15 protein-coding genes are annotated in these 19995 nt (G+C 40.9%); 3 read left to right on the top strand and 12 right to left on the bottom strand.

Features of this window, described 5'->3' with window-relative positions:
* Nucleotides 1-81: 81 nt before the first annotated feature.
* Together EHW67_RS03295 and EHW67_RS20320 are read right to left on the bottom strand one after the other, a co-directional pair.
* Entirely contained in the window at nucleotides 82-639 is a 558-nt protein-coding gene (locus EHW67_RS03295; RefSeq protein WP_126160940.1) for a DUF4136 domain-containing protein, read from the bottom strand.
* 65 nt (nucleotides 640-704) lie between these two features.
* Complete coding sequence (locus EHW67_RS20320; RefSeq protein WP_158285063.1) at nucleotides 705-872, bottom strand: DUF5522 domain-containing protein; 168 nt, start codon at nucleotides 870-872, stop codon at nucleotides 705-707.
* A 527-nt stretch (nucleotides 873-1399) separates the two neighbouring features.
* On the opposite strand from EHW67_RS20320, the gene EHW67_RS03285 reads away from it, so the two are divergent.
* Genes EHW67_RS03285 through hemL form a run of 3 tightly spaced genes read left to right on the top strand, consistent with a single transcriptional unit; the run spans nucleotide 1400 to nucleotide 4437 of the window.
* Nucleotides 1400-2296: a 1-aminocyclopropane-1-carboxylate deaminase/D-cysteine desulfhydrase gene (locus tag EHW67_RS03285; RefSeq protein ID WP_394343579.1), complete on the top strand. Its 897-nt coding sequence runs from the start codon at nucleotides 1400-1402 to the stop codon at nucleotides 2294-2296.
* Complete coding sequence (locus EHW67_RS03280; RefSeq protein ID WP_126160937.1) at nucleotides 2293-3141, top strand: glucosaminidase domain-containing protein; 849 nt, start codon at nucleotides 2293-2295, stop codon at nucleotides 3139-3141. Before EHW67_RS03285 ends, EHW67_RS03280 begins: the two co-directional genes overlap by 4 nt.
* Before the next feature lie 3 nt (nucleotides 3142-3144).
* The gene (hemL, locus tag EHW67_RS03275) at nucleotides 3145-4437 is read left to right on the top strand and encodes a glutamate-1-semialdehyde 2,1-aminomutase (protein WP_126160936.1); all 1293 of its coding nucleotides are present in this window, start codon (nucleotides 3145-3147) and stop codon (nucleotides 4435-4437) included.
* A gap of 67 nt (nucleotides 4438-4504) precedes the next feature.
* Here the strand turns inward: hemL and EHW67_RS03270 are convergent, their stop codons facing one another.
* From EHW67_RS03270 to EHW67_RS03230, 10 genes are all read right to left on the bottom strand, one after another.
* On the bottom strand, nucleotides 4505-4960 hold the full coding sequence (locus EHW67_RS03270) for a hypothetical protein (protein WP_126160935.1): 456 nt from the start codon (nucleotides 4958-4960) through the stop codon (nucleotides 4505-4507).
* 227 nt (nucleotides 4961-5187) lie between these two features.
* On the bottom strand, nucleotides 5188-5367 hold the full coding sequence (locus tag EHW67_RS03265; protein WP_126160934.1) for a hypothetical protein: 180 nt from the start codon (nucleotides 5365-5367) through the stop codon (nucleotides 5188-5190).
* Between the two features lie 138 nt (nucleotides 5368-5505).
* Nucleotides 5506-5682 (bottom strand): hypothetical protein, encoded by a 177-nt coding sequence (locus EHW67_RS20315; RefSeq protein ID WP_158285062.1) that lies wholly within the window; start codon nucleotides 5680-5682, stop codon nucleotides 5506-5508.
* 214 nt (nucleotides 5683-5896) lie between these two features.
* Nucleotides 5897-8401 carry a zinc-dependent metalloprotease gene (locus tag EHW67_RS03260; RefSeq protein ID WP_126160933.1) on the bottom strand — a complete coding sequence of 835 codons (2505 nt, stop codon included), beginning with the start codon at nucleotides 8399-8401 and terminating at the stop codon, nucleotides 5897-5899.
* 314 nt (nucleotides 8402-8715) lie between these two features.
* A complete protein-coding gene (locus EHW67_RS03255; RefSeq protein WP_126160932.1) occupies nucleotides 8716-10146 on the bottom strand; it encodes an SLC13 family permease in 1431 nt (476 codons plus the stop codon).
* 184 nt (nucleotides 10147-10330) lie between these two features.
* Nucleotides 10331-11728: a c-type cytochrome domain-containing protein gene (locus EHW67_RS03250; protein ID WP_126160931.1), complete on the bottom strand. Its 1398-nt coding sequence runs from the start codon at nucleotides 11726-11728 to the stop codon at nucleotides 10331-10333.
* 7 nt (nucleotides 11729-11735) lie between these two features.
* Nucleotides 11736-12605 (bottom strand): sugar phosphate isomerase/epimerase family protein, encoded by an 870-nt coding sequence (locus tag EHW67_RS03245; RefSeq protein ID WP_126160930.1) that lies wholly within the window; start codon nucleotides 12603-12605, stop codon nucleotides 11736-11738.
* An 18-nt stretch (nucleotides 12606-12623) separates the two neighbouring features.
* Complete coding sequence (locus EHW67_RS03240) at nucleotides 12624-14132, bottom strand: DUF1501 domain-containing protein (protein ID WP_126160929.1); 1509 nt, start codon at nucleotides 14130-14132, stop codon at nucleotides 12624-12626.
* Nucleotides 14133-14134: 2 nt separating this feature from the next.
* Nucleotides 14135-16873 (bottom strand): DUF1553 domain-containing protein, encoded by a 2739-nt coding sequence (locus EHW67_RS03235; RefSeq protein WP_126160928.1) that lies wholly within the window; start codon nucleotides 16871-16873, stop codon nucleotides 14135-14137.
* A gap of 362 nt (nucleotides 16874-17235) precedes the next feature.
* Nucleotides 17236-19992 carry a sugar-binding domain-containing protein gene (locus EHW67_RS03230; RefSeq protein ID WP_126160927.1) on the bottom strand — a complete coding sequence of 919 codons (2757 nt, stop codon included), beginning with the start codon at nucleotides 19990-19992 and terminating at the stop codon, nucleotides 17236-17238.
* Nucleotides 19993-19995: the final 3 nt, after the last annotated feature.

Below are 19995 nucleotides of genomic sequence, written 5' to 3'. Positions count from 1 at the left end.
TCAACAGAGAATGTATATCTTAAATATGCTATGAACTCCTAACTGTATTGGCCACGAGGAGGTCTTATGTCAAAAGGGTGTTTAATTTAAAGCTGTTCCTGGAGGATAGGCTTTTAAAATTTCAGAAACAAATTCCTTGATTCGTTCTTCCTTTTTTTCAATGTTTCTAATATTGTTTAAGGTGCCAACCCCTCTACCTTGCCACACCAATTCCTTGTTTTTGGCGTCGATTACATCAATATATAAAGAACCTTCGGTCCTTGTGCTTACATTGTTCCCGGGATACGGATTTCCCCAGTAAAAAGGATGCCAGCCCCAGCCATAGAATCCAGCTCCCCAATAGTTGCTGTATACATCTACCTGTTGCCTTTCTTTGGTAAAGATGCTTAATAAAATATCTGGATTCTCGGATTTTACAAAGCCTCTAGAGTTCATCTCGTTGTCTATGGCGTGCAGGATTCTTTTCTTGTCCAAATCGGATATTTGTGCCTTATCTATACCAGTCTTGTAGAATGCATAAGTTTTGAACGAATTAAAATTGGCGTCCTTATCATAATCCGATAATACACGAACCGAGGTACAAGAACTTAAGAAAAGCAATACCATTACCGGAACGACTAAAAATCTAATTTTTTTCATAGCTATTTTTTTTGAATTAGTACTAATATTCCTATTATTTAGTCTCAAAAATCATGCCGAACACTTTAGTCTTGGCGTCGGTGATTAGTTTTACTGTTATAGCCATAAGGGCAATGTTTGCATCCACTTTCACAACAATATCCTCTTTTTAGGTGATATTGTTGTGTGAAAACCTTGTAGCCTTCTCGGGAAAGATAATAATCACCCTTCTCTATTGGTATTATTTTTTTCATTTGTGTAAATTTATAGGATTTGTGCCAATCTTCTTTCGCTATTGGCATTATTGTGTTATTTTTTATGTGAAATGGCTGTAAATGATGCTCTTAAACCTATTATGTTGGTAGTAAGTCGATTATGGTACAACTTTTGAAATCGAGGTTATATATTTAAAGTAACGGAATAGCGTTGATATGATTTTAGTTTTTAAACATTTTTTTTACAAGAACTACGTTGGGCTTTCACTTTGGCCATTCATCATACTAAAGAGTGCTTCGCTTAGGAAGGATGCTATTCTAATAAATCATGAGCGGATTCACCTCAAGCAACAGCGGGAATTGCTTATTGTCCCTTTTTATCTTCTCTATATCCTGGAAGGAATTATTAGGTTCCTGATATACTTTGACGCCTATAAAGCGTATAGAAATATTAGCTTTGAACGTGAGGCCTATCATTGTGAATCCAATTTATATTATCTTCAGCAGAGAAGGCCTTTTAGCTTTATTAAATATCTTTGGGGCTAAAACGCATAAGAGTGCAAGGAATTAATCAAGAAGTACATCTTCCTATTCTAAAAGAAAAGCAGCTTACCCTTTTCGTTAAGCGGGAAGACCTGATACATCCCTTTATATCTGGCAATAAGTATCGTAAATTGAAGTACAATATCCTTGCGGCACAGGAACAAAATCAGCATACATTATTAACCTTTGGAGGAGCATTTTCCAATCATATTGCGGCTACGGCCTATGCTGGAAAAAAATATGGATTACGTACCATTGGAGTTATAAGGGGCGAGGAGCTAATTGAAAGTTGGAGGCTAAACCCTACCCTGGCCAAAGCACATGAGCATGGTATGGAATTTAGGTTTGTTAATAGAAGCCTCTATAAGCAGCGGTCCAATATTTCATATTTGGAAGCGTTACAAGTGGAGGAAGGACCATTTTATTTGGTTCCCGAAGGGGGTACCAATGCCTTGGCCATAAAAGGGTGTGAGGAAATTTTGAGCAGGGAGGATAAGGATTTTAATGTTATTTGTAGCAGTGTGGGGACCGGTGGTACCATAGCGGGTATTATTAATGCTTCACAAGAGAATCAACAAGTTATAGGGTTTCCTTCACTGAAAGGTGATTTTCTAAAAAAAGATATTTGTAATTTTGTGGCCAAGGAAAACTGGGAATTGAACCTGAATTATCATTTTGGGGGATATGCCAAGGTCTCCAAGGAGTTAATAGACTTTATAAATCATTTTAAGGAAATGACCAATATTCCTACCGATCCCGTTTATACGGGAAAGCTGTTATATGGTATTTTAGACTTGGTGAAGCAGGATTATTTTGCTCCCGGAACTAAAATATTGGCAGTACACACAGGAGGTTTACAAGGAGTTGAAGGAATGAATTTGGTCTTAAAAAAGAAGAATCTACCATTAATAAAAGTATGATAAAAAGAATTGCCGTAACAACAATTTTAGGAATGTTCCTATTTAGCTGTGGTGTAAAAAAGAGAACTACATATGCTAAAAAACCAAAGCAAAGAACAACGGTTGCTACTAATAAGTCACAATCTCATACTAGCAGTGGGACCAAGGATGAAGGGGAATACGCCTTACCGGAGGATACAGGTAAATTTAAAAGATTTAGCGTAAATAGTGTAGAGGAGTATATAGATACCTTTGCCGATATTGCCATGTTTGAAATGCAGGCCTATGGCATTCCGGCCAGTATTACCCTTGCCCAGGGCATCTTGGAAAGTGGGGCCGGAAGAGGAGAGCTAAGCTCTAAGACCAATAATCATTTTGGGATAAAATGCCATACGGATTGGGGGGGTGACTATGATTTTCACGACGACGATGCAAAGGGTGAGTGTTTTAGGAAATACAATCATCCCATGTATTCCTTTAGGGACCACAGTATCTTTCTTACCTCCAGGGCGCGTTACGCTTTTTTATTTAATCTGGACCACGATGATTATAAGGGCTGGGCCTATGGATTAAGGAAGGCTGGCTATGCAACCGATAGGAAATATCCGCAGAAATTGTTGGCCCTAATAGATCGTTATCAGTTGGATGAGTACGACAAGAAAGTGCTGGGCACAGGGAAAATTGTAAAGAAAGAGCCTAAAGAGTACGACTATAAAATTCATGTAGTGCAAAAAGGGGATACCCTTTATTCTATCTCCAAACGTTATTTTGTTTCCATTCCGGAACTAATGAAATTGAATAAAATGCCAAATAGCAATTTGGCCATAGGTCAAAAATTGACCGTAAAATCTGAGAAAATTAAATAGTTTATGATTTATAAGAGAAGCAGCGCCTTGTTTGCTGAGGCGCAGCGTTATATTCCCGGGGGTGTAAATTCGCCTGTTCGGGCGTTTAAAGCCGTTGGGGGCAACCCTATATTTGTTAAGGAAGCCAAAGGAGCATATCTATATGATGAGGACGGTAACAAATTAATAGATTACATTGCTTCATGGGGTCCATTGATCTTAGGTCATGCCTACGAGCCTGTAATCAATGCTGTTATTGAAAAGGCAAAGAAGGGAACCTCTTTTGGAATGCCCACAGAAATAGAGACCCAATTGGCAGAATTGGCGGTGTCCATGGTTCCCAATATAGATAAGATCAGATTTGTAAATAGTGGAACAGAAGCCTGTATGAGTGCGGTGCGCTTGGCCAGGGGATTCACGGGAAGGGATAAGATTATTAAATTTGCCGGCTGTTACCACGGCCATTCCGATTCTTTTTTGATCCAAGCCGGTAGTGGGGCGGTTACTTTTGGAAGCCCAAATAGTCCCGGTGTTACACAAGGTACGGCCAAGGATACCTTATTGGCGCAGTATAATAATTTGGAAAGTGTAAAGGCTTTGACTGCAGCCAACAAAGGGGGTATTGCCGCCGTTATCATAGAACCGATAGCCGGTAATATGGGCTGTATTATTCCTGATGAAAGGTTTATTAAAGGACTGAGGGAGCTGTGTACCCAAGAGGGTATTTTGCTGATTTTTGATGAGGTTATGACCGGATTTAGGCTGGCCAAGGGTGGCGCCCAAGAGGTTTTGGGGATTGATGCGGATATTGTAACCTTTGGTAAGGTCATAGGAGGTGGATTGCCCGTGGGCGCCTTCGCTGCAAGGGATGAGATTATGGGTCATTTGGCTCCGGACGGACCAGTATATCAAGCAGGGACCTTAAGTGGAAATCCGTTGGCGATGAGTGCAGGTTTGGCAATGTTGACCGAACTCAACAATAGGCCTGAAATTTTTAGTAGCCTTGCCGATAAGACAAAATATTTGGGCGAAGGTTTGGCTCAGGTTCTGAAAGATAACAATATTCCTTTCCAGATGAACAGATTTGGTTCCATGATTTCCGTGCATTTTACGGACGAAGCCGTTGTGGACTTTGAAACATCGGCCAAAGGGAACAACAATACGTTTAAAAAGTATTTTCATGGCATGTTGAAAGAAGGTGTTTACCTTCCGCCAAGTGCGTTTGAGAGCTACTTCCTGAACGATGCTCTGAGTTATCAGGATTTGGATGATACCATAGCAGCATTATCCAATATTGCCAAGGATCTAAAAGCTTAAATTAAAGAGGCTGAAAAAGTGGTGTCACCGCTTTTTCAGCTTCTTATATCAACGCATGTAAATCTAATTATTTTCTCTTGCCTCTTTCCCTGCGGCCTTCCGTTCTCTTTCCTTTTCTTTTGCCTTCCCCAAGTTTCAATTTTTCCCATTTGGCATATTGATCCTTATTTAAAATTTGCTTCATTTTTGCTTTTTGCGCTATCTGCCTGTCCAACATAGCTATTTGCATGGAGTAACGCTCCTCAGTGCTTAATTTTTTGCGTTCTCCACTTTCCCTTCTTTCCTTCATTTCATCCATTTTCTCCATTCTGTGGGCAGCATTCTCTAGATTAACACTTTGAATTTGCTTCTGTTGGGAATCCGTGAGATCCAAGGCTAATGTCATACGCTTCGTTTGCAGAGTGGCCATTTGTTCAAGGGTCAAGTCTTTCATGTTTCCGGGTTCCCCTTTTTCGTGACCACGTCTTTGTGCTGTGGCAACTACTCCAACCATTACAGCAAATAGTACTACTAATTTTCTCATAATATTTATTTTTATCGATTTTGTATATAGGACGGCTATAAGAACCTATGGTTTAACTGGGGTTATTTTTTGGCGGGAATTTAACAATTATGATCTGGGCAGGGAATTAGTATTGGGAGTCCGGAATATGGGAGGAGAAGGGGTAGGGTATTAAAGAAGTTTTCATGAAAAAAAGGCTGATATACCTAGGTACATCAGCCTTTTTTAAGCAATTCAGTGTTTATCTTTTATTGTACGCTAATAAGTTCGCCATCCGTATGGTGGGCAAGCGATTCCACATTGGCCTTTGAAGGTTCCGTGGTTAATAATTCTTCTTCGGTTACTGTATCCTCAGATAGGTTGTTGTAAACTAATATGGATACTAAAAAACAAATAAAATATAGTAGACTTTTTATTTTGTAGGACATAGATTTGGGCTTTAAAGATGTCCCTAAGATATACAAACTACTGACTTGTAGTAAATGAATGTTGTGAAACAGACATAATAAGGTTGTAAAATGTCCAAAAGTTGTGGTAGGAACAAAAACGTTCCATAAAAATTACAGCTATTCCAGTATTTCTTTTAACTCCGCAATGGTTTGATCATTTTCCAATGGAGCGGTTTCCAATTGAAGTATTTCCGCCGATTCTTTCTGCTCAGATTCCATTTCCAAAGTATGGTATAGAACGGCAGAGGCAACAAAACAAATAAAATAGAGGAGGCTTTTAATTTTATAAGACATGATTCCGGGGTGTTGTTCTTGGGTTAAATGTAGGAAAAACACTAAACAATCATGAATAAAAAATGTTAAAATTTGTACTTAATCGATAAAATGCGTCCGTTTAACGGTATTTTTGGGAAATTGAAACTACAATTTTGGTATATAAAAAAAGCCTTGTTCTTTTAGAAAGACTAAAGAACAAGGCTTTTTTGTGGTAACAGTTTACCACTAATTCTTAATTATTGTCAGGGTCTAAAATGGCATCAATACGTACCACGGCATCCTGCAAATGATATTTGCTCATTTTATCGGATGTTCTGCCAATGCCATTTTTAATATCCCTTTTAAGGATGTTCAGCTCGGCCCTGGCAACGGATCGTATGTCTGATTGACCAATATTTACGGGGGTCGATTTTTGATATCCACCAGATTCTGGTTTCTTCCCTTCATTATTGGCGGTCATCAAATAAGCTAGCCTTTCTATATGGGCTTTTTGAAGGTTTCTTCGGTAGGTGTCTATGCTTTTTCCGCTTCTAACCTCAGACCAAAGACCCTGTCTAAGGTCGCCCATCATACTTAAAAGGGAGTAGGCTTGCTTGCCGTTGGCAGTTTGGTTTTCAATTAATCTGGCCAGTTTGCCAAGACTTAATATATTGTTCAGTGTTTTTACTTGGAGACTTCTAATACGTTCCACGCCGCCAGAGTATTCAATCTTGTTAAATATATCTTGATCTATAAGCCATTCCGGAGTTGTGAACAATTGCTCCTGTACAAATAGAAGGCAATTTTTTTGATGTTCCTTGCTCACCGGTGTATAAACAGGTCCGTCTTGGTCGTAGGTCTTGTAGTGTTCGTATACCCCACCAATATTATTGCTTACATGTCCCATGTACCTATTGAATTGGGAAATCACCTGTCCGTAAAGGGTGTTTAGGTCATCGTAGTTCTTACCGGGCTCGGCTGTCCATTCAATAAGGTTAGGTACTATTCGTTTCAGGTTTTTTATTCCATATGCGCTGGCCTTGATGGCATCATCACCCAAATCCTCTGTCTGCGAGCTAGGGTCTACCACATCGCCTACTTGCTGATGTCCAAAACGGTAAAGTGGGTCTCCGGCATGTTCCAGGATCCATTTATCCAGGATTTGCTTTTCTTCCTTATCGGTTTTGTTCAATATTGGTCGGTACCCCCAATTTATGGCATATTTGTCGTACACCCCAATTTCTGGCATTAGCGCTACGCCCTCATCGCCTGGCTGGGCAATATAGTTAAAGCGTGCATAGTCCATTATAGAGGGAGCGGTACCATATTTTTTGGTAAAAGAGGCCGACCGGAGCGAATCTACTGGATAGGCTACACTACTTCCCATATTATGTGGTAGTCCAAGTGTGTGTCCTACCTCATGTGAGGATACAAAGCGAATTAGACGCCCCATGACTTCCTTTTTAAATGCTACGCCTCTGGCATCTGGATTAATGGCAGCGGTTTGTACAAAATACCAGTTCCTTAATAGTGTCATCACATTGTGGTACCAATTAATATCAGATTCCAATATCTCACCACTTCGGGGATCGCTTACATGTGGGCCATTGGCATTTGGGATTGGGGAGGCCAAATAACGTACAACGGAATAGCGTACATCTTCGGGGGACCAGTCCGGGTCTTCTTCGGGTGTTGGCGGGTCTTTGGCTATTATGGCATTTTTAAACCCAGCAGCTTCAAAGGCAACCTGCCAATCCTCTATACCTTGTTTTATAAAGGGAACCCATTCTTTTGGGGTGGCCCTATCAACATAATATACTATGGGTTTCTTGGGCTCTACGAGCTCCCCATTATTGAATTTCTCAATATCCTCATCCTTTACTTCCAATCGCCATCGGTCTAGATAGCGAACCGTCTTGCTTTCCTGGGCATCAAGGCCATAATCTACTTGGCCACGTGCAAACCATCCTACCCGTTCGTCAAAATAACGTCGTTTCATAGGTTTATTGGGAAGTAGAATCATGGAATTATTGATTTCTATAGAGATAGATCCTATACTACCATTGGATGGAGGGTTTCCGGCAAGGTAGGTCTTTACATGTCTTGCCTCTATATTTAAGGGAAAGCTCTTTAGGGTATCTATATAGCTTCTAGCGGCGTCCAAACGGGAAACCTTGTATTTTTTTCTGTAATAATCTGGCATGCCCAATGCATTTACGTCCTTTTCAAAAAGCTCATTGATTTGAATGACGGTAGCCGGATTCAAAGAGTCTTTTTTAAATGCCTTAATATCAAAGGAATAAAGTACAGGTTCAAAATTGGAATTTACTACCGCTTCATGAACGGGCAGGGAATCAGAGGCCACAATGTCATGGCTTACCACCCTTAGTAAAACCTGCTTGGGTTTCTTTTCCCAGCGGAGAACCTTGGTGTTTATTTTTCCGCCCCCAAAGCCAATACCGGTTGCAGTCTTGGCAATTCTGCTGACCATCAACATTTCTTTGTTGAACAGGGAATCGGGTATTTCGTAATATTGTTTGTCGTCTACCACATGGATATTAAACAAGCCATTATCTGTTTTGGCCTCTTTGGTTATGACTTTTTCATAGGGTTCTATTCCCCCTTTTTTGGATTTATCTTTGGAGTTGGTCTGTTCAGATTCTGTTTTTTTCTTTTTAAAGATCTGTGCTTCGGCAGTAGGGAAGCAACCCAAAAACAAAAATGCGAGCAACGCTTTTGTTAGTAAGTTATTAATCATATTTGAATTTATTTAGATGAATGCATGAATTCTTTCAAAGAACCAAAAAAAAAGTAAGATGCGGAAATACAAAAGGACAATTGGGTTTTTGTTGTTTTTTTAACGATTTTATTTGTTTCTACGTGAGCTTGCTTATTTTTTTTTGAGCAAAAGAGGATAATTATCAAGATTATGTAACAATTTTGTTTTGTAATCGTCTATATGTTAGGGAATTTTCTTTTTAAGAAATATTTGAATTGGCAATTGGTAAGGCCACTGCATACAAAATGCAGGGCCTTACTTTTTTATTATCATTTAAATTTGAGGTAGGCCATTTAGAATATTAGGGGAATCACAAATAGATACATCAAGACCAATAAAGCAACCGAAATTAGGTTGAGAAGAATGCCTATTCTAGCCATTTGATACACTTTTACATATCCACTGGCAAAAACAATAGCGTTGGGCGGGGTGGCCATTGGGAGCATAAAGGCACAACTACTGGCCATGGTTACCGGTATTAATAGATACAATACGGGGATTTCCAGACCTATGGCTATCCCTGCTACCACGGGGGCAAGTACTGCCACCAATGCAACATTGCTCATTAATTCTGTCATAAAAAGCATCAAGATTACCAAAAGGGTTACGGTAAAGAGGATGCTAATCTCACTGTTCTGTATTGCGTTGGCTACCATATCTACAATACCACTGGAAGACATTCCTTCTGCAAGAGCCAGTCCGCCACCAAATAATACCAGAATGCCCCAAGCGAGTTTTTCGGTATCCTTCCATCGTAAAATAAAATCTCCTTTTTTTAGGTTGAAAGGGATAGAGAAGAGCGCTACGGCCGCTACCATACTTATTATGGTATCAGATAGTCCCAATTGAGGAAATATACTGTTAATAAGGGTCCTAAAGATCCATAGGAAGACGGTAATTCCAAATATGATAAGTACCATTTTCTCCCGCCTACTGGTGGGGCCTAATTTTTGCAATTCTTCCTGGATTATTTGTTTGGATCCAGTGAATTTTAGCTGCTTATTGGGGAATAGCCACTTTACCAGTACTAGGTAACTTATGGCAACCATAATAATGGAGAATGGCAATCCGATTGCCATCCATTTTAAAAAAGAGATTTCAATGTGGTATTCGTTTTCCAATAGGCCAATGAGGATAGAATTGGGAGGGGTTCCAATGACGGTGGCTATACCCCCGGCATTGGCAGAGAAGGCAATCCCCAACATAACATTTAAGGCAAAATTGCGGTCATGCTTGGTAAAACCATCGGCATCATTGACCAATAACCCAATGACAGATAAGGCAATGGGCAGCATCACTACCGTACTGGCGGTATTACTGATCCACATACTTAAGGAAGCTGTAGCGATCATAAAGCCAAGTATCACTTTATTGGGGGTGGTTCCCGTAATTTTTATGATATTCAGGGCAATCCTTTTGTGTAGATTTACCTTTTCTAGTGCCAAGGCCATGACAAAACCGCCAAAGAAAAGAAATATGATAGGGCTTCCGTAATTGGCTCCTACCTGGTTTATGGGCATTATACCCAAAGTAGGAAACAGTATTAGTGGCAAGAGGGCAGTCACGGAAATGGACACAGCCTCGGTAATCCACCAAATTACCATCCATAAAGCTACAGCAATTACGGCATCGGCTTTTTCCGATATAAGGGCAGTTGGTAAATTAATTAAAAGAAAAAAGAAAATTGGGCCTAGTAGGAGACCTACTTTTTTGCTAATGTCCATGCCTTAGGTTTATGGGTACCTAAGCTAAGATATTTTAGGTAGTTATTAAAATGAAAATGATAACTGCCAATTTTGTGCTCCCTACTTGATCATAACAATGGAGCGGTTGTTTATGGAATACATTATACGATAGGCCCACCCTTAAGAAGGGGGGGCGGTATAAATGTTTGGTCTCCGTGTTTACTTAATAGACAATAGAATCGGTAGCTATAGCCGGTAGGTCATAGCCCCCATAGTCAAAAAACAGTTCGCCGGGCTTTCGTTTTTCAACCTTTTGCGGTTTTTGGATTGGGGTGTTGTACAAATACACTGTCTGTAAAGTTTTGAACTTTTTTAATTTTGGCAGATGGGTTTCTTGGAAATTGGTGCCAACCAGGTTGATGCTTTTTAAATATTCCAAACCTTCCAAGCTTTCAATATTCCTTCCCGTAATATCGCTATTGTCCAACTTTAAAAAGGTAAGGTGTGGCAAGGATCCCAATTTTTCAAAAATAGCATCACTTATTTGAGTCTCACCCAGGTCAAGGGATACTATCTGGTCCTTGATAGGGAGTAGCAAATCAAAATCCGAATCCGAAAAAGTAGGTTTATTTATACAGGATACCTTAATGAAATTATTGTTTTCACTAATTGGCTCTACATGTAACCCTATTTTCTTAAGTGCTGAAATGGTATCCTTGGCAATTTTGGCAACCTCCACATCGGGGTAGGTTTGGTCCTCTGCCTTTGGGAAAAAGGCTTGGAACAAATTCTTTTTTAGTCCAAGTTCCCCAATTTTTTTGTCAAAGGGGTTGCTGTGGGCTATCCAAGCTTTTATCACGGCTATCTCATCTTGGGTAAGCTGGGTCTTGTCTTTTGGAGGCATGTGATCTTCATGCTCCAAAGGTAGTATCAACCTTGAGTACAAAGAACTGTTTTCTGGGTCATTGGTTTCTATAATGGCACCGTTTTCTCCCCCTTTAAGGATTCCATTTTCTTCCTCCAACTGCAGTTGGCCCTTTTCCTTTTTTGCATTGTGGCAACTTACACATTTGTTGTTCAAAATGGGTTGGATCACATCGGTATAAAGCTCTGCCTCCTCCCAGTTTTCTTCGTCTAGGGTTGGCATTTCATACAGTTCCGGGCCTAGCCCCAAAAAGGTTTTTATGTTGTTGGGCAAGGGCTCCAAAAGATAATCCGATCCATGGGTGATATTTCCACCCAGGTGCCCGGTAAAGGAAATTAGGAAGAGCAGCAAGAACGACATTAGTACTACTGGCATTCGTTTAATAAAGTCCATTTTGGTGGGCGGCAATAACCTAAAATACATGAGCAAAGAGAAAATTGCCGTAGCAATTCCAAACCACAAATGATATTTCACCGTATCAAAGGAATAACCTTCCCCTTTGTATAATAAATACCCACTTACACTGGCTATGGTTGCGGAAATAAATCCCCATAAAAAGACCATGGTGATTATTTTGGACCATTCATGGTTCTTACGGTCATACCACTGTAGCAACAATCCTGTAATGATAAAACCAATTGGCAAATGGACTACAAGGGGATGCAAGCGCCCTATTAATTGCTGAATTACTTCCATTGATCAACTATTTATTCAGTTTTAGGCGTTTCTTTAAACGTTCCATCATATAAACATTTGCTTGCCATTGGTCGGTTACCGGGATGCGTGTATAGGGTAGGGTGGGCATATAATCGGCAGGGCCAAATTCTGTAGTGACCGTGAAAACGCCTTTGTGTTTTTTCCAGTTGTTTCGGATTACTTCCTCCCAGATACCCAAGTGCCTTTCCAGGGCCTTATTCCATTCCGGTGCTCGGGGGTCGTTTACCTGTGGCCCCTCGGCATGGCCTATACGGGCATGGATATGGTGCGACCTATCCTTGACAGTGGAGAGCAACGCATCTTTTCCTTCCAAAAGCGATTCATGGACAACCATCCAATGGCTAATGTCCAAGGTAAGTTTTAGGTCGGGAATAAGATTTAAATAGGTGTTGGTGTCCGGTAGATTATAACTAAAACGGCCACGGTGGGTTTCGTGGTACACGGGAATGTTGTATTGGGAACTAAGGGTATTGGCAACCTCGATAAATGCCTTGTTTTCCTCTAAGGAAAAGAAATCGCTTCCTGTTTGGGAATTGATCAGCACGGGTTTCCACAGCATTAAGGCCTCCAACCCCTTTTTGTATAGTTCCAGACTCTCTTGGAATGGCAGTCCTTTGTGGGTGCCATGAAGAAGGTTTAGTAGTAGCCCGTGTTTTTTTAAAGCGGCCTTTAAGGCTTTTTGATCATCAGGACCCGAGGGCAGCCATATTTCCAGACCGTCATAACCAGAGGTTTTTGCCCTTTCACAGAAGTCGTTCCAAGACAATTGATTGCCCCAATCAGTTTGAAAGAACAGGACTTTTTCCTGTCCATAGGAGAGTAATATAGATCCAAAAAGTAATAGTAGTATTCGCATGGTTTGGTTGGTTGTATTTTAGGCAAGTATGTCATGAATTACATGTCCTTCCACATCGGTAAGACGGAAAGGTCTTCCTTGGAAGTCGTAGGTGAACTGTTCGTGGTCAAAGCCCAAAAGATGTAAAATTGTGGCATGTACGTCATGCACCGAAACCTGTCCTTCCAGGGCCGAAAATCCTATCTCGTCGGTAAGGCCATGGCTGGCACCTTTTTTAATACCACCACCGGCCATCCACATGGTAAAGGCATCCCCATGGTGATCCCTTCCCTTATAGGCCATTTCCTGTCCTTCCCTGTTTTCCTGCATGGGGGTACGGCCAAATTCGCCACCCCATACAATCAAGGTTTCATCCAACAGCCCTCTTTGTTTTAGGTCCAAGAGCAGGGCGGACATAGGGCGGTCTATTTCGGTACATTTGTTTCTTAGCCCTAGGTCAACTGCCGTATCATGGCCGGTTCCGTGGCTGTCCCAGCCCCAATCGAACAACTGGACAAAACGTACTCCGTCCTCGACAAGTTTTCTGGCCAAAAGGCAATTATTGGCAAAAGATTCCTTCCCCGGCTTTACCCCGTACATTTCCTTTATATGTTCCGGTTCGTTATTGATGTTCATTACCTCTGGGACTGCCGTTTGCATTCTGTAAGCCATTTCATACTGATTGATCCTAGCCAGTATTTCCGGGTCTGAATATTCGTTGAATTCTTTCTTATTGATGTTGTTTATGGCATCAATGGTACTTTTTTTAAGATTACGGCTAATGCCTTTGGGGTCTTCAATATAAAGTACAGGATCTCCTTTTGATCGGCATTGCACTCCTTGGTACACGGAGGGCAAAAAACCACTTCCCCATACACTCTTACCGGCATCGGGTGTTTTACCTCCTGAGGTAAGTACCACAAAACCCGGTAAATTCTGATTTTCCGAACCTAGGCCATAGGTGACCCATGAACCTATACTGGGCCTGCCCAATCTGGGGCTTCCCGTATGCATAAACAGCTGTGCGGGCCCGTGGTTGAACTGGTCAGTGTTGACAGCTTTTAAAAAAGCTACTTCATCCACAACCTTGGAAAAATGGGGCAAGAAGTTAGAGACCCAATTGCCAGACTCCCCATGTTGCTTAAATTCTGCCTGTGGTCCCAGCAGTTTGGGTACGCCCCTAATGAAAGCAAATTTTTTACCTTCCAAGAGGGATTGTGGACAGGCCTGGTTGTTCAATTTTTGCAAGGTAGGCTTGTAATCAAACATTTCCAATTGTGAAGGAGCACCGGCCATATGCAGGTATATAACCGATTTTACCTTGGCAGGAAAGGGAGGGGCCATGGAAGCCAAGGGGTTGATGTCCCTTTCGGTAAGGGCGATCTTGCCCTTTTTGTTATCGCCTACAAATGAATTACAGCCCATGAATAAGGACCCTAGGGCCAATCCGCCCATACCGGCCACACAATCCTTTATAAAATGTCGGCGGGTCTTTGCCTGTATGTCCCGCTGTAGCTTTTCTTTTATTAATCGGTCTAAACTGTTCATCGCTATGATTTTGTTAAAAACTCATCCAAATTCATGATAGCATTGGCTACTACGGTCAATGCCGCCAACTCCGGTCCTACATTGGTATCATAAGGTACAAACTCCTTAATATTGTCCGGTTCAGATTTAAAATCGCTCACCGAATTGGTGTACAATTCCTTTAATACCTTCAATTTTTCTTCGCTGATATCCATGAGTACCGCTTTCTTATAGCCTTTTTTTATACTGGTATCCACATCTAGGTCCTGTTTCATATATTTGGCCAAATGGTATGCCGTTTCCAAGTATACGGGATCGTTTAGGGTTACCAGCGCCTGTAAAGGGGTGTTGGTCACTGTCCTCCTCACCGTAGATACTTCCCTACTGCCGGCATCAAAAGTTAAGAATGATGGATAGGGGCTCGTTCTTTTTAAATAGGTGTAAAGTGCTTTCCTGTATTTGTCCTCTCCTTTGCTTTCAACCCAATTTCCACCGTTGTAAACGGTTTGCCAAATACCATCGGGTTGTGGTGGCATTACACTTGGGCCATACATTTTGTTGCTCAACAGTCCAGAAACGGCCAATGCCTGATCCCGTATCTGTTCCGCACTAAGCCTTATTCTGGGGCCTCTGGCATACAGCTTGTTTTCAGGGTCCAAATTGTATAATTCTGCGTTGTTCTTGGAACTCTGTCTGTAGGTGCCAGACATAACAATATCCTTTATCAAGGCCTTTATGCTCCAATTGTGCTCGTTCATTAATCGCAAGGCCAGCCAATCCAGTAATTCTGGATGCGATGGCGGATCGGATTGGGATCCCAAGTCCTCTAGGGAGGCTACGATTCCCCTGCCAAATATTTGATGCCATACCCTATTTACCAAGGTGCGGGCCGTTAATGGATTTTCCTTGCTAACGATCCATTTTGAAAGGCCCAATCTGTTTTTTGGCCAGGCATCGTTCCATGGATTAAGACTACTTGGTGTCCCTGGTTGTACGGTATCGGTTTTCATTAGCCAATTTCCTCGTTCAAAAACTTGGGTAGTCCTCTTTTGGAAGTCCGGATTTTCTATGATGATCGGTAGTGTAGGGGTATTGACGTTCAACAGTTTCATAAAACTGTCATCAATCTGTGGATATTCATAATTTTTATCGGCCTTTATTTCAGGAAGGAACGCAAACCAAGAAATATAACTGGTAGGACTTTTTGGGGAAATCTTGTCGTTATTGGCCTCAATGTACAGATTTAATTTTTCCGTACTTTTTTTGAAGGGGAACTTTTGTATTTCCCTTCCCTTGGTTTTATTGGTGGTAAACTGGGCCAGTATTTCACCTTTTGCATTGTCCTTTCTAATAGTGACCTTGGTACCATCTATACCCGAGGAATATTTAAGGTACATATAGTCGGCCCCTTGTGTATATACGTTCTTAAGGTAACAGGAACCATTGTCGCGCAGGGCTAACCATTTGGTGTCTGCCAAATTTCCGTTGGTGTAGTCCGTGGCCAAATGGGCATGGTAGACCGGTTCGGTATATTTAAGAAAATTGTTATAGGCTTCCGCAACATTCTTACTCTCATGCTTGGAAATCCATTCATAAATTTTATCCTTTTCTTCCTGCTGAACTTCATCATAGAACTTAAGGTTGGGCTCATCCTCGGAAGTGTCTTCGTCCCTGGTATTGTTAAAGAAGGCCATAAGGTTATAGTACTCTTTATTCTTAAAAGGGTCATAGGTGTGGCTGTGGCATTGTACGCAGCCAATGGTTGTGCTCTGCCATACCTCAAATGTGGTGTTTACCCTATCTATTACGGATGCTACCCTAAACTCTTCATCATCTGTACCGCCTTCGTCATTGTTCATCGTATTTCTATGAAATGCCGTGGCGATCAATTGATCGGCAGAAGGGTTGGGCAAAAGGTCGCCTGCCAATTGTTCAATGGTAAATTGGTCATAGGGCATGTCATTGTTCAGGGCCCTTATGACCCAGTCGCGATATTGCCACATGGTCCTTCCCAAATCCTTTTCATATCCTTTGGTGTCGGCATACCGAGCTTGGTCCAACCACCAGCTGGCCCATTTTTCACCATAGGAATTTCTGGATAACAGGGTGTCTACCATATTTTCATAGGATATGTTGCCTGCGGTAAAATTCTCAAAAAGATTCCTGTCCGTAGGCAATCCCGTGAGGTCCATAGAGAGCCTTCTGGCCAATACATTTGGTGTTGCAGTGGGACTGGGTTGTAGGTCGTGCTGCTCAAGTGTTCTTAAGATAAAATGATCGATATCATTTTTGATAAATCCGTCAGAATCGTCCGAGGCAAGACCTGCGGATTGAACGGCTTCCGGAATAGCTACTTTTTCGGGCAAAGAATAAGCCCAGTGTTTGCCCCATTTGGCACCTTGGTTTACCCACTTTGTGAGTAGTGCAATTTCTTCCTTGGAAAGTTGTGGTTTTTTATAGGGCATGCGCAATTCCGGGTCCTTCTCGGTCAATCGCTGTATAAACGGACTTTTGGCGGCATTGCCCGGTATTATGGCAGGTTGCCCGGATTCGGTATTAGCAAAGGCTTCCTCTTCAAATAATAGGCTAAACCCACCACTCTTCTTAACCCCTCCATGGCAGGTGATACAGTTTTTGTTTAAGATGGGTTTTATATCGGCACTAAAATCTACGGTGTCCGAAGGTTTGAGAAGGTTCCAAACGGAAACAATAAGCACAAGTGCTCCCAAAATCAACAGGAATAAATATGCTTTATTTTTCATGTTTTTTTGTTTTTCTTAATAAAAGATCAATAATAATAAGAATAATTATAAAAAACTATGGACAGTTTTGCTGTTTATATGTAAAATGCTACATTATTGTTGGAAATAAGTAGTTTTGGTTGAATATGAAATCTGGCTATCCCAGTTTTTAATAAAACTTACTTTATATCGTATATTGCTTTAGAGTGGGGCTTGTTTCTTAAACAAAACTGTCCATACTGTCGATTTTACTTTTGTTACAGTGCTTATCCAGCACTATTGCCTATTATTGCAGGCCATTATAATTAAATTAAGACCTAATAAGTAAAAATCCTATTTACTTATAAATATTTTAACCTTTATTCTACAGCCTACATTGTCTTTTACTCTAATTTCAACGTTTCTAGTTGGTTGGCAGTTATAGTCGAAACTGGATCGAAGGCTTCACTCTCCATATAGTTTAATAGACTTTGTCTTAGTTGGCGTGCTGCTGGTCTATTTTCCAAATCTGAATGGAGGTCCATTGAAGAAAATAAAAGTTTTCCATTGCCAATCTTGACCTCAAAAATATTTGCCAAATGTTTGTTGGTTACAAAATTATCTACGACCCGTACAATGGGCTTCACGGGTAAGGTATCTATAGGCGATGCTTTTGAATTGATGCAGAGATCCCACCATTGCCATTGGGTATAGGATTGAGTAGGGAAATCTTGCAATGCCTTATGTTCATTATCTATTAAGAGTCCCATGGTCCCTGGTTGATCGGGGAAATGAACGGGGCTCCAAAAGACGGGTGTAAATCTTCCGTCATTTCCTTTTAGTTGTTTTAGGTCGGGGTTAAGGAATACTTTTTTCCCTTTGCCCAAAGCTTTTTTAGCTTCCTCAAAGGAGGAGGTGATTATAATATTCTTTGGATGGAGTAATTTTGAAGATGGATACACCCAAATTGGCCAACTGTTTTGGTATGCTGTTCCCTTGAGTTTAATCTCAATATTCCATTCCTGGGCCTTTTCAATTTTGATGGGAATAGCTATTTTTCCCAACTCCATGTTGTTGCCAATAGTCAAGTCTAAATTGTTGATGGCACCTTTGAATAGAACGTTACCTTCTTCATTGTTTATTTGCCATTCAATGGTTTGATTCTCTAATTTTTTCAGATAATTGGCCACTTCTATACTTGCCAAGAAGTTTTCTCCTTCAACGTAAATCGCCTTTTCATATCTAATTAGGGGTACTAAGGGGCTATTGAATTTTCTAAATTCCTCTGGAGATATGATTCCTTTAGATTCCCAAAAAGCATTGAGCAAACCTACTAGGGCAGTTCCTTGTCCAGGAAAATCTTGTAATTGTAACAATTGAAAACCATCAAAACTGTTGGTTTTCAATGCCCTTTCTATTTCTTCTTTGTAAAGCATGGCCGCCAGTTTGCCAGAGGCTTGAGTAAAGTCACCCGCAAGATCCAACATTCCCTTTTTTTGCAGGGCGTTCCTAACGGCAAGGAAATTCAATGGCTCCAAAACACCGCTGTAATCCGGTATTTCGGTCAAGTCCGGGTAAACTGAATACTGCCCAATTTCATGGGAGATCAAAGGAACTTGAATATGATCGCTATTGGCAGAGTAGTCGGCATTAAAATGAGGGGGTTTGTCGTTAAATATACCCTGTCCTCTAATCCAACCCTTGTCCGTCCATTGGGCGATAAAAAATTCATCCTCCTTTTCTGGCCTTGTTCCTGTGGGTTTTTGAAAGGAAAAGGAAGTAGTAGCGTATAAATGCCTGCTGTCTTTTTTCTTTAGTTCAGCTGTCATGCGGTTTAGCAGTCCTATGTCGCCTTGCAACTCGTTGCCCAGGGCCATTAAAATAAATGAAGGATGATTTCCGTAATCATTTAAAATCTTTGCTGCTTCATTTCTTAAAAATAGGGTTGTATTTTCGTCCTCACCAACTTTAAGGCTCCAATGTGGTAGTTCTACTTGAAAATAGAAGCCAGCTTCATCGGCGGCTTCAAAAGCTGCTTTGGGAGGGCACCAGGAGTGAAACCTAAGATGGTTGAGCCCGTAATTTTTGGCCTGTTCAATAAGTTTGGTCCAGCCCCATTTTTCCATGGGCGGATATCCCGTCAACGGAAAAATGACACATTCCAAATTACCACGAAGAAAAATACGCTCATCATTAAGACTAAGAACACCATTGGTATTTTCTACTTTTCTATAACCAAACTTAGTTTGAATGTCTTGCCCCTGGCTTATAACCTTGGCCTGGTATAGTACAGGGTGGAATTCGTCCCAGAATTCAAGTTTTTCTGGCTTATCAATTTTAAAAGAGACAAGATTCCCTTGAATTATGGCATTATTGACAATTTCGGTATAAATAATTTTTCCATCTTGATCAGAAAGTTCAAATATTATTTTTTTTGACACTGGCTTGGCCTGTTCAAAGCTTACCATTAGTATTTTATTTTCAACATCCGGGAAAATTTGTAGGTTTTCAGGTGTATTGTATGTGGATGCTTCTAGCAGTATATTGCCAATAATACCGTTCCATTTAATCTGGGTATGGTTGGTATAGCCGTGGGCCATGTCCTGGTTTATCGGGTCTGGATATTTACTACCTGCAACATTTATAAAGGGATATTTGTTAGAATTGTCTATAACTATAGTAAGTAAGTGCTTCCCGGGAGACAAAAAGGAGGTTAAATTGTATTCATGGGCTCCAACAAGGCTTTCTGATCTCCCTGCTAATTTACCGTCTACAAAAACCTGGGATTCCCATATCACCCGTTCAAGGGTCAGTTTTACTTCTTTTTTCTTCCAGGATTTGGGGATATTAATTTCCTTTTGGTACCATGCTTTTCCAATGTATTGATGTTTTCTTGTGAGGTTGGAAAGAACGTAATTGTTAAGGGCTGGTTTAAGGGTGTTACGGTGTCCTATGCCAGCGTCGTCCAGAGTGCCCGGCAATTTTATGGTTAAACCCTCAAAATTTTGGGACGCCCAATTTTCATGTGAGCCTTTATCCAATGAGTCCAATTTTACGCTCCAATTTCCGGCTAGAGAAATCTGATTTGTTTTTTGCCCAATTAGCATACCATGAAGCAGTAGGACAATAGTATATAAGGATAATTTATATAATTTTCTCATTTT

Source organism: Arenibacter aquaticus (assembly GCF_003957295.1).
GTDB lineage: Bacteria > Bacteroidota > Bacteroidia > Flavobacteriales > Flavobacteriaceae > Arenibacter > Arenibacter aquaticus.
Note: the sequence above shows the minus strand (reverse complement) of the source record. Positions and strands in the feature narration are given on the sequence as shown.

What these genes read in the sequence shown, in the direction of transcription:
- EHW67_RS03240 (WP_126160929.1), bottom strand. Translation starts at nt 14,132, where the DNA reads ATGAACAGTTTAGACCGATTAATAAAAGAAAAGCTACAGCGGGACATA.
- EHW67_RS03230 (WP_126160927.1), bottom strand. Translation starts at nt 19,992, where the DNA reads ATGAGAAAATTATATAAATTATCCTTATATACTATTGTCCTACTGCTT.
- EHW67_RS20320 (WP_158285063.1), bottom strand. Translation starts at nt 872, where the DNA reads ATGAAAAAAATAATACCAATAGAGAAGGGTGATTATTATCTTTCCCGA.
- EHW67_RS03235 (WP_126160928.1), bottom strand. Translation starts at nt 16,873, where the DNA reads ATGAAAAATAAAGCATATTTATTCCTGTTGATTTTGGGAGCACTTGTG.
- EHW67_RS03295 (WP_126160940.1), bottom strand. Translation starts at nt 639, where the DNA reads ATGAAAAAAATTAGATTTTTAGTCGTTCCGGTAATGGTATTGCTTTTC.
- EHW67_RS03280 (WP_126160937.1), top strand. Translation starts at nt 2,293, where the DNA reads ATGATAAAAAGAATTGCCGTAACAACAATTTTAGGAATGTTCCTATTT.
- EHW67_RS03245 (WP_126160930.1), bottom strand. Translation starts at nt 12,605, where the DNA reads ATGCGAATACTACTATTACTTTTTGGATCTATATTACTCTCCTATGGA.
- EHW67_RS03270 (WP_126160935.1), bottom strand. Translation starts at nt 4,960, where the DNA reads ATGAGAAAATTAGTAGTACTATTTGCTGTAATGGTTGGAGTAGTTGCC.
- EHW67_RS03250 (WP_126160931.1), bottom strand. Translation starts at nt 11,728, where the DNA reads ATGGAAGTAATTCAGCAATTAATAGGGCGCTTGCATCCCCTTGTAGTC.
- EHW67_RS03255 (WP_126160932.1), bottom strand. Translation starts at nt 10,146, where the DNA reads ATGGACATTAGCAAAAAAGTAGGTCTCCTACTAGGCCCAATTTTCTTT.
- EHW67_RS20315 (WP_158285062.1), bottom strand. Translation starts at nt 5,682, where the DNA reads ATGTCTTATAAAATTAAAAGCCTCCTCTATTTTATTTGTTTTGTTGCC.
- EHW67_RS03265 (WP_126160934.1), bottom strand. Translation starts at nt 5,367, where the DNA reads ATGTCCTACAAAATAAAAAGTCTACTATATTTTATTTGTTTTTTAGTA.
- EHW67_RS03260 (WP_126160933.1), bottom strand. Translation starts at nt 8,401, where the DNA reads ATGATTAATAACTTACTAACAAAAGCGTTGCTCGCATTTTTGTTTTTG.
- hemL (WP_126160936.1), top strand. Translation starts at nt 3,145, where the DNA reads ATGATTTATAAGAGAAGCAGCGCCTTGTTTGCTGAGGCGCAGCGTTAT.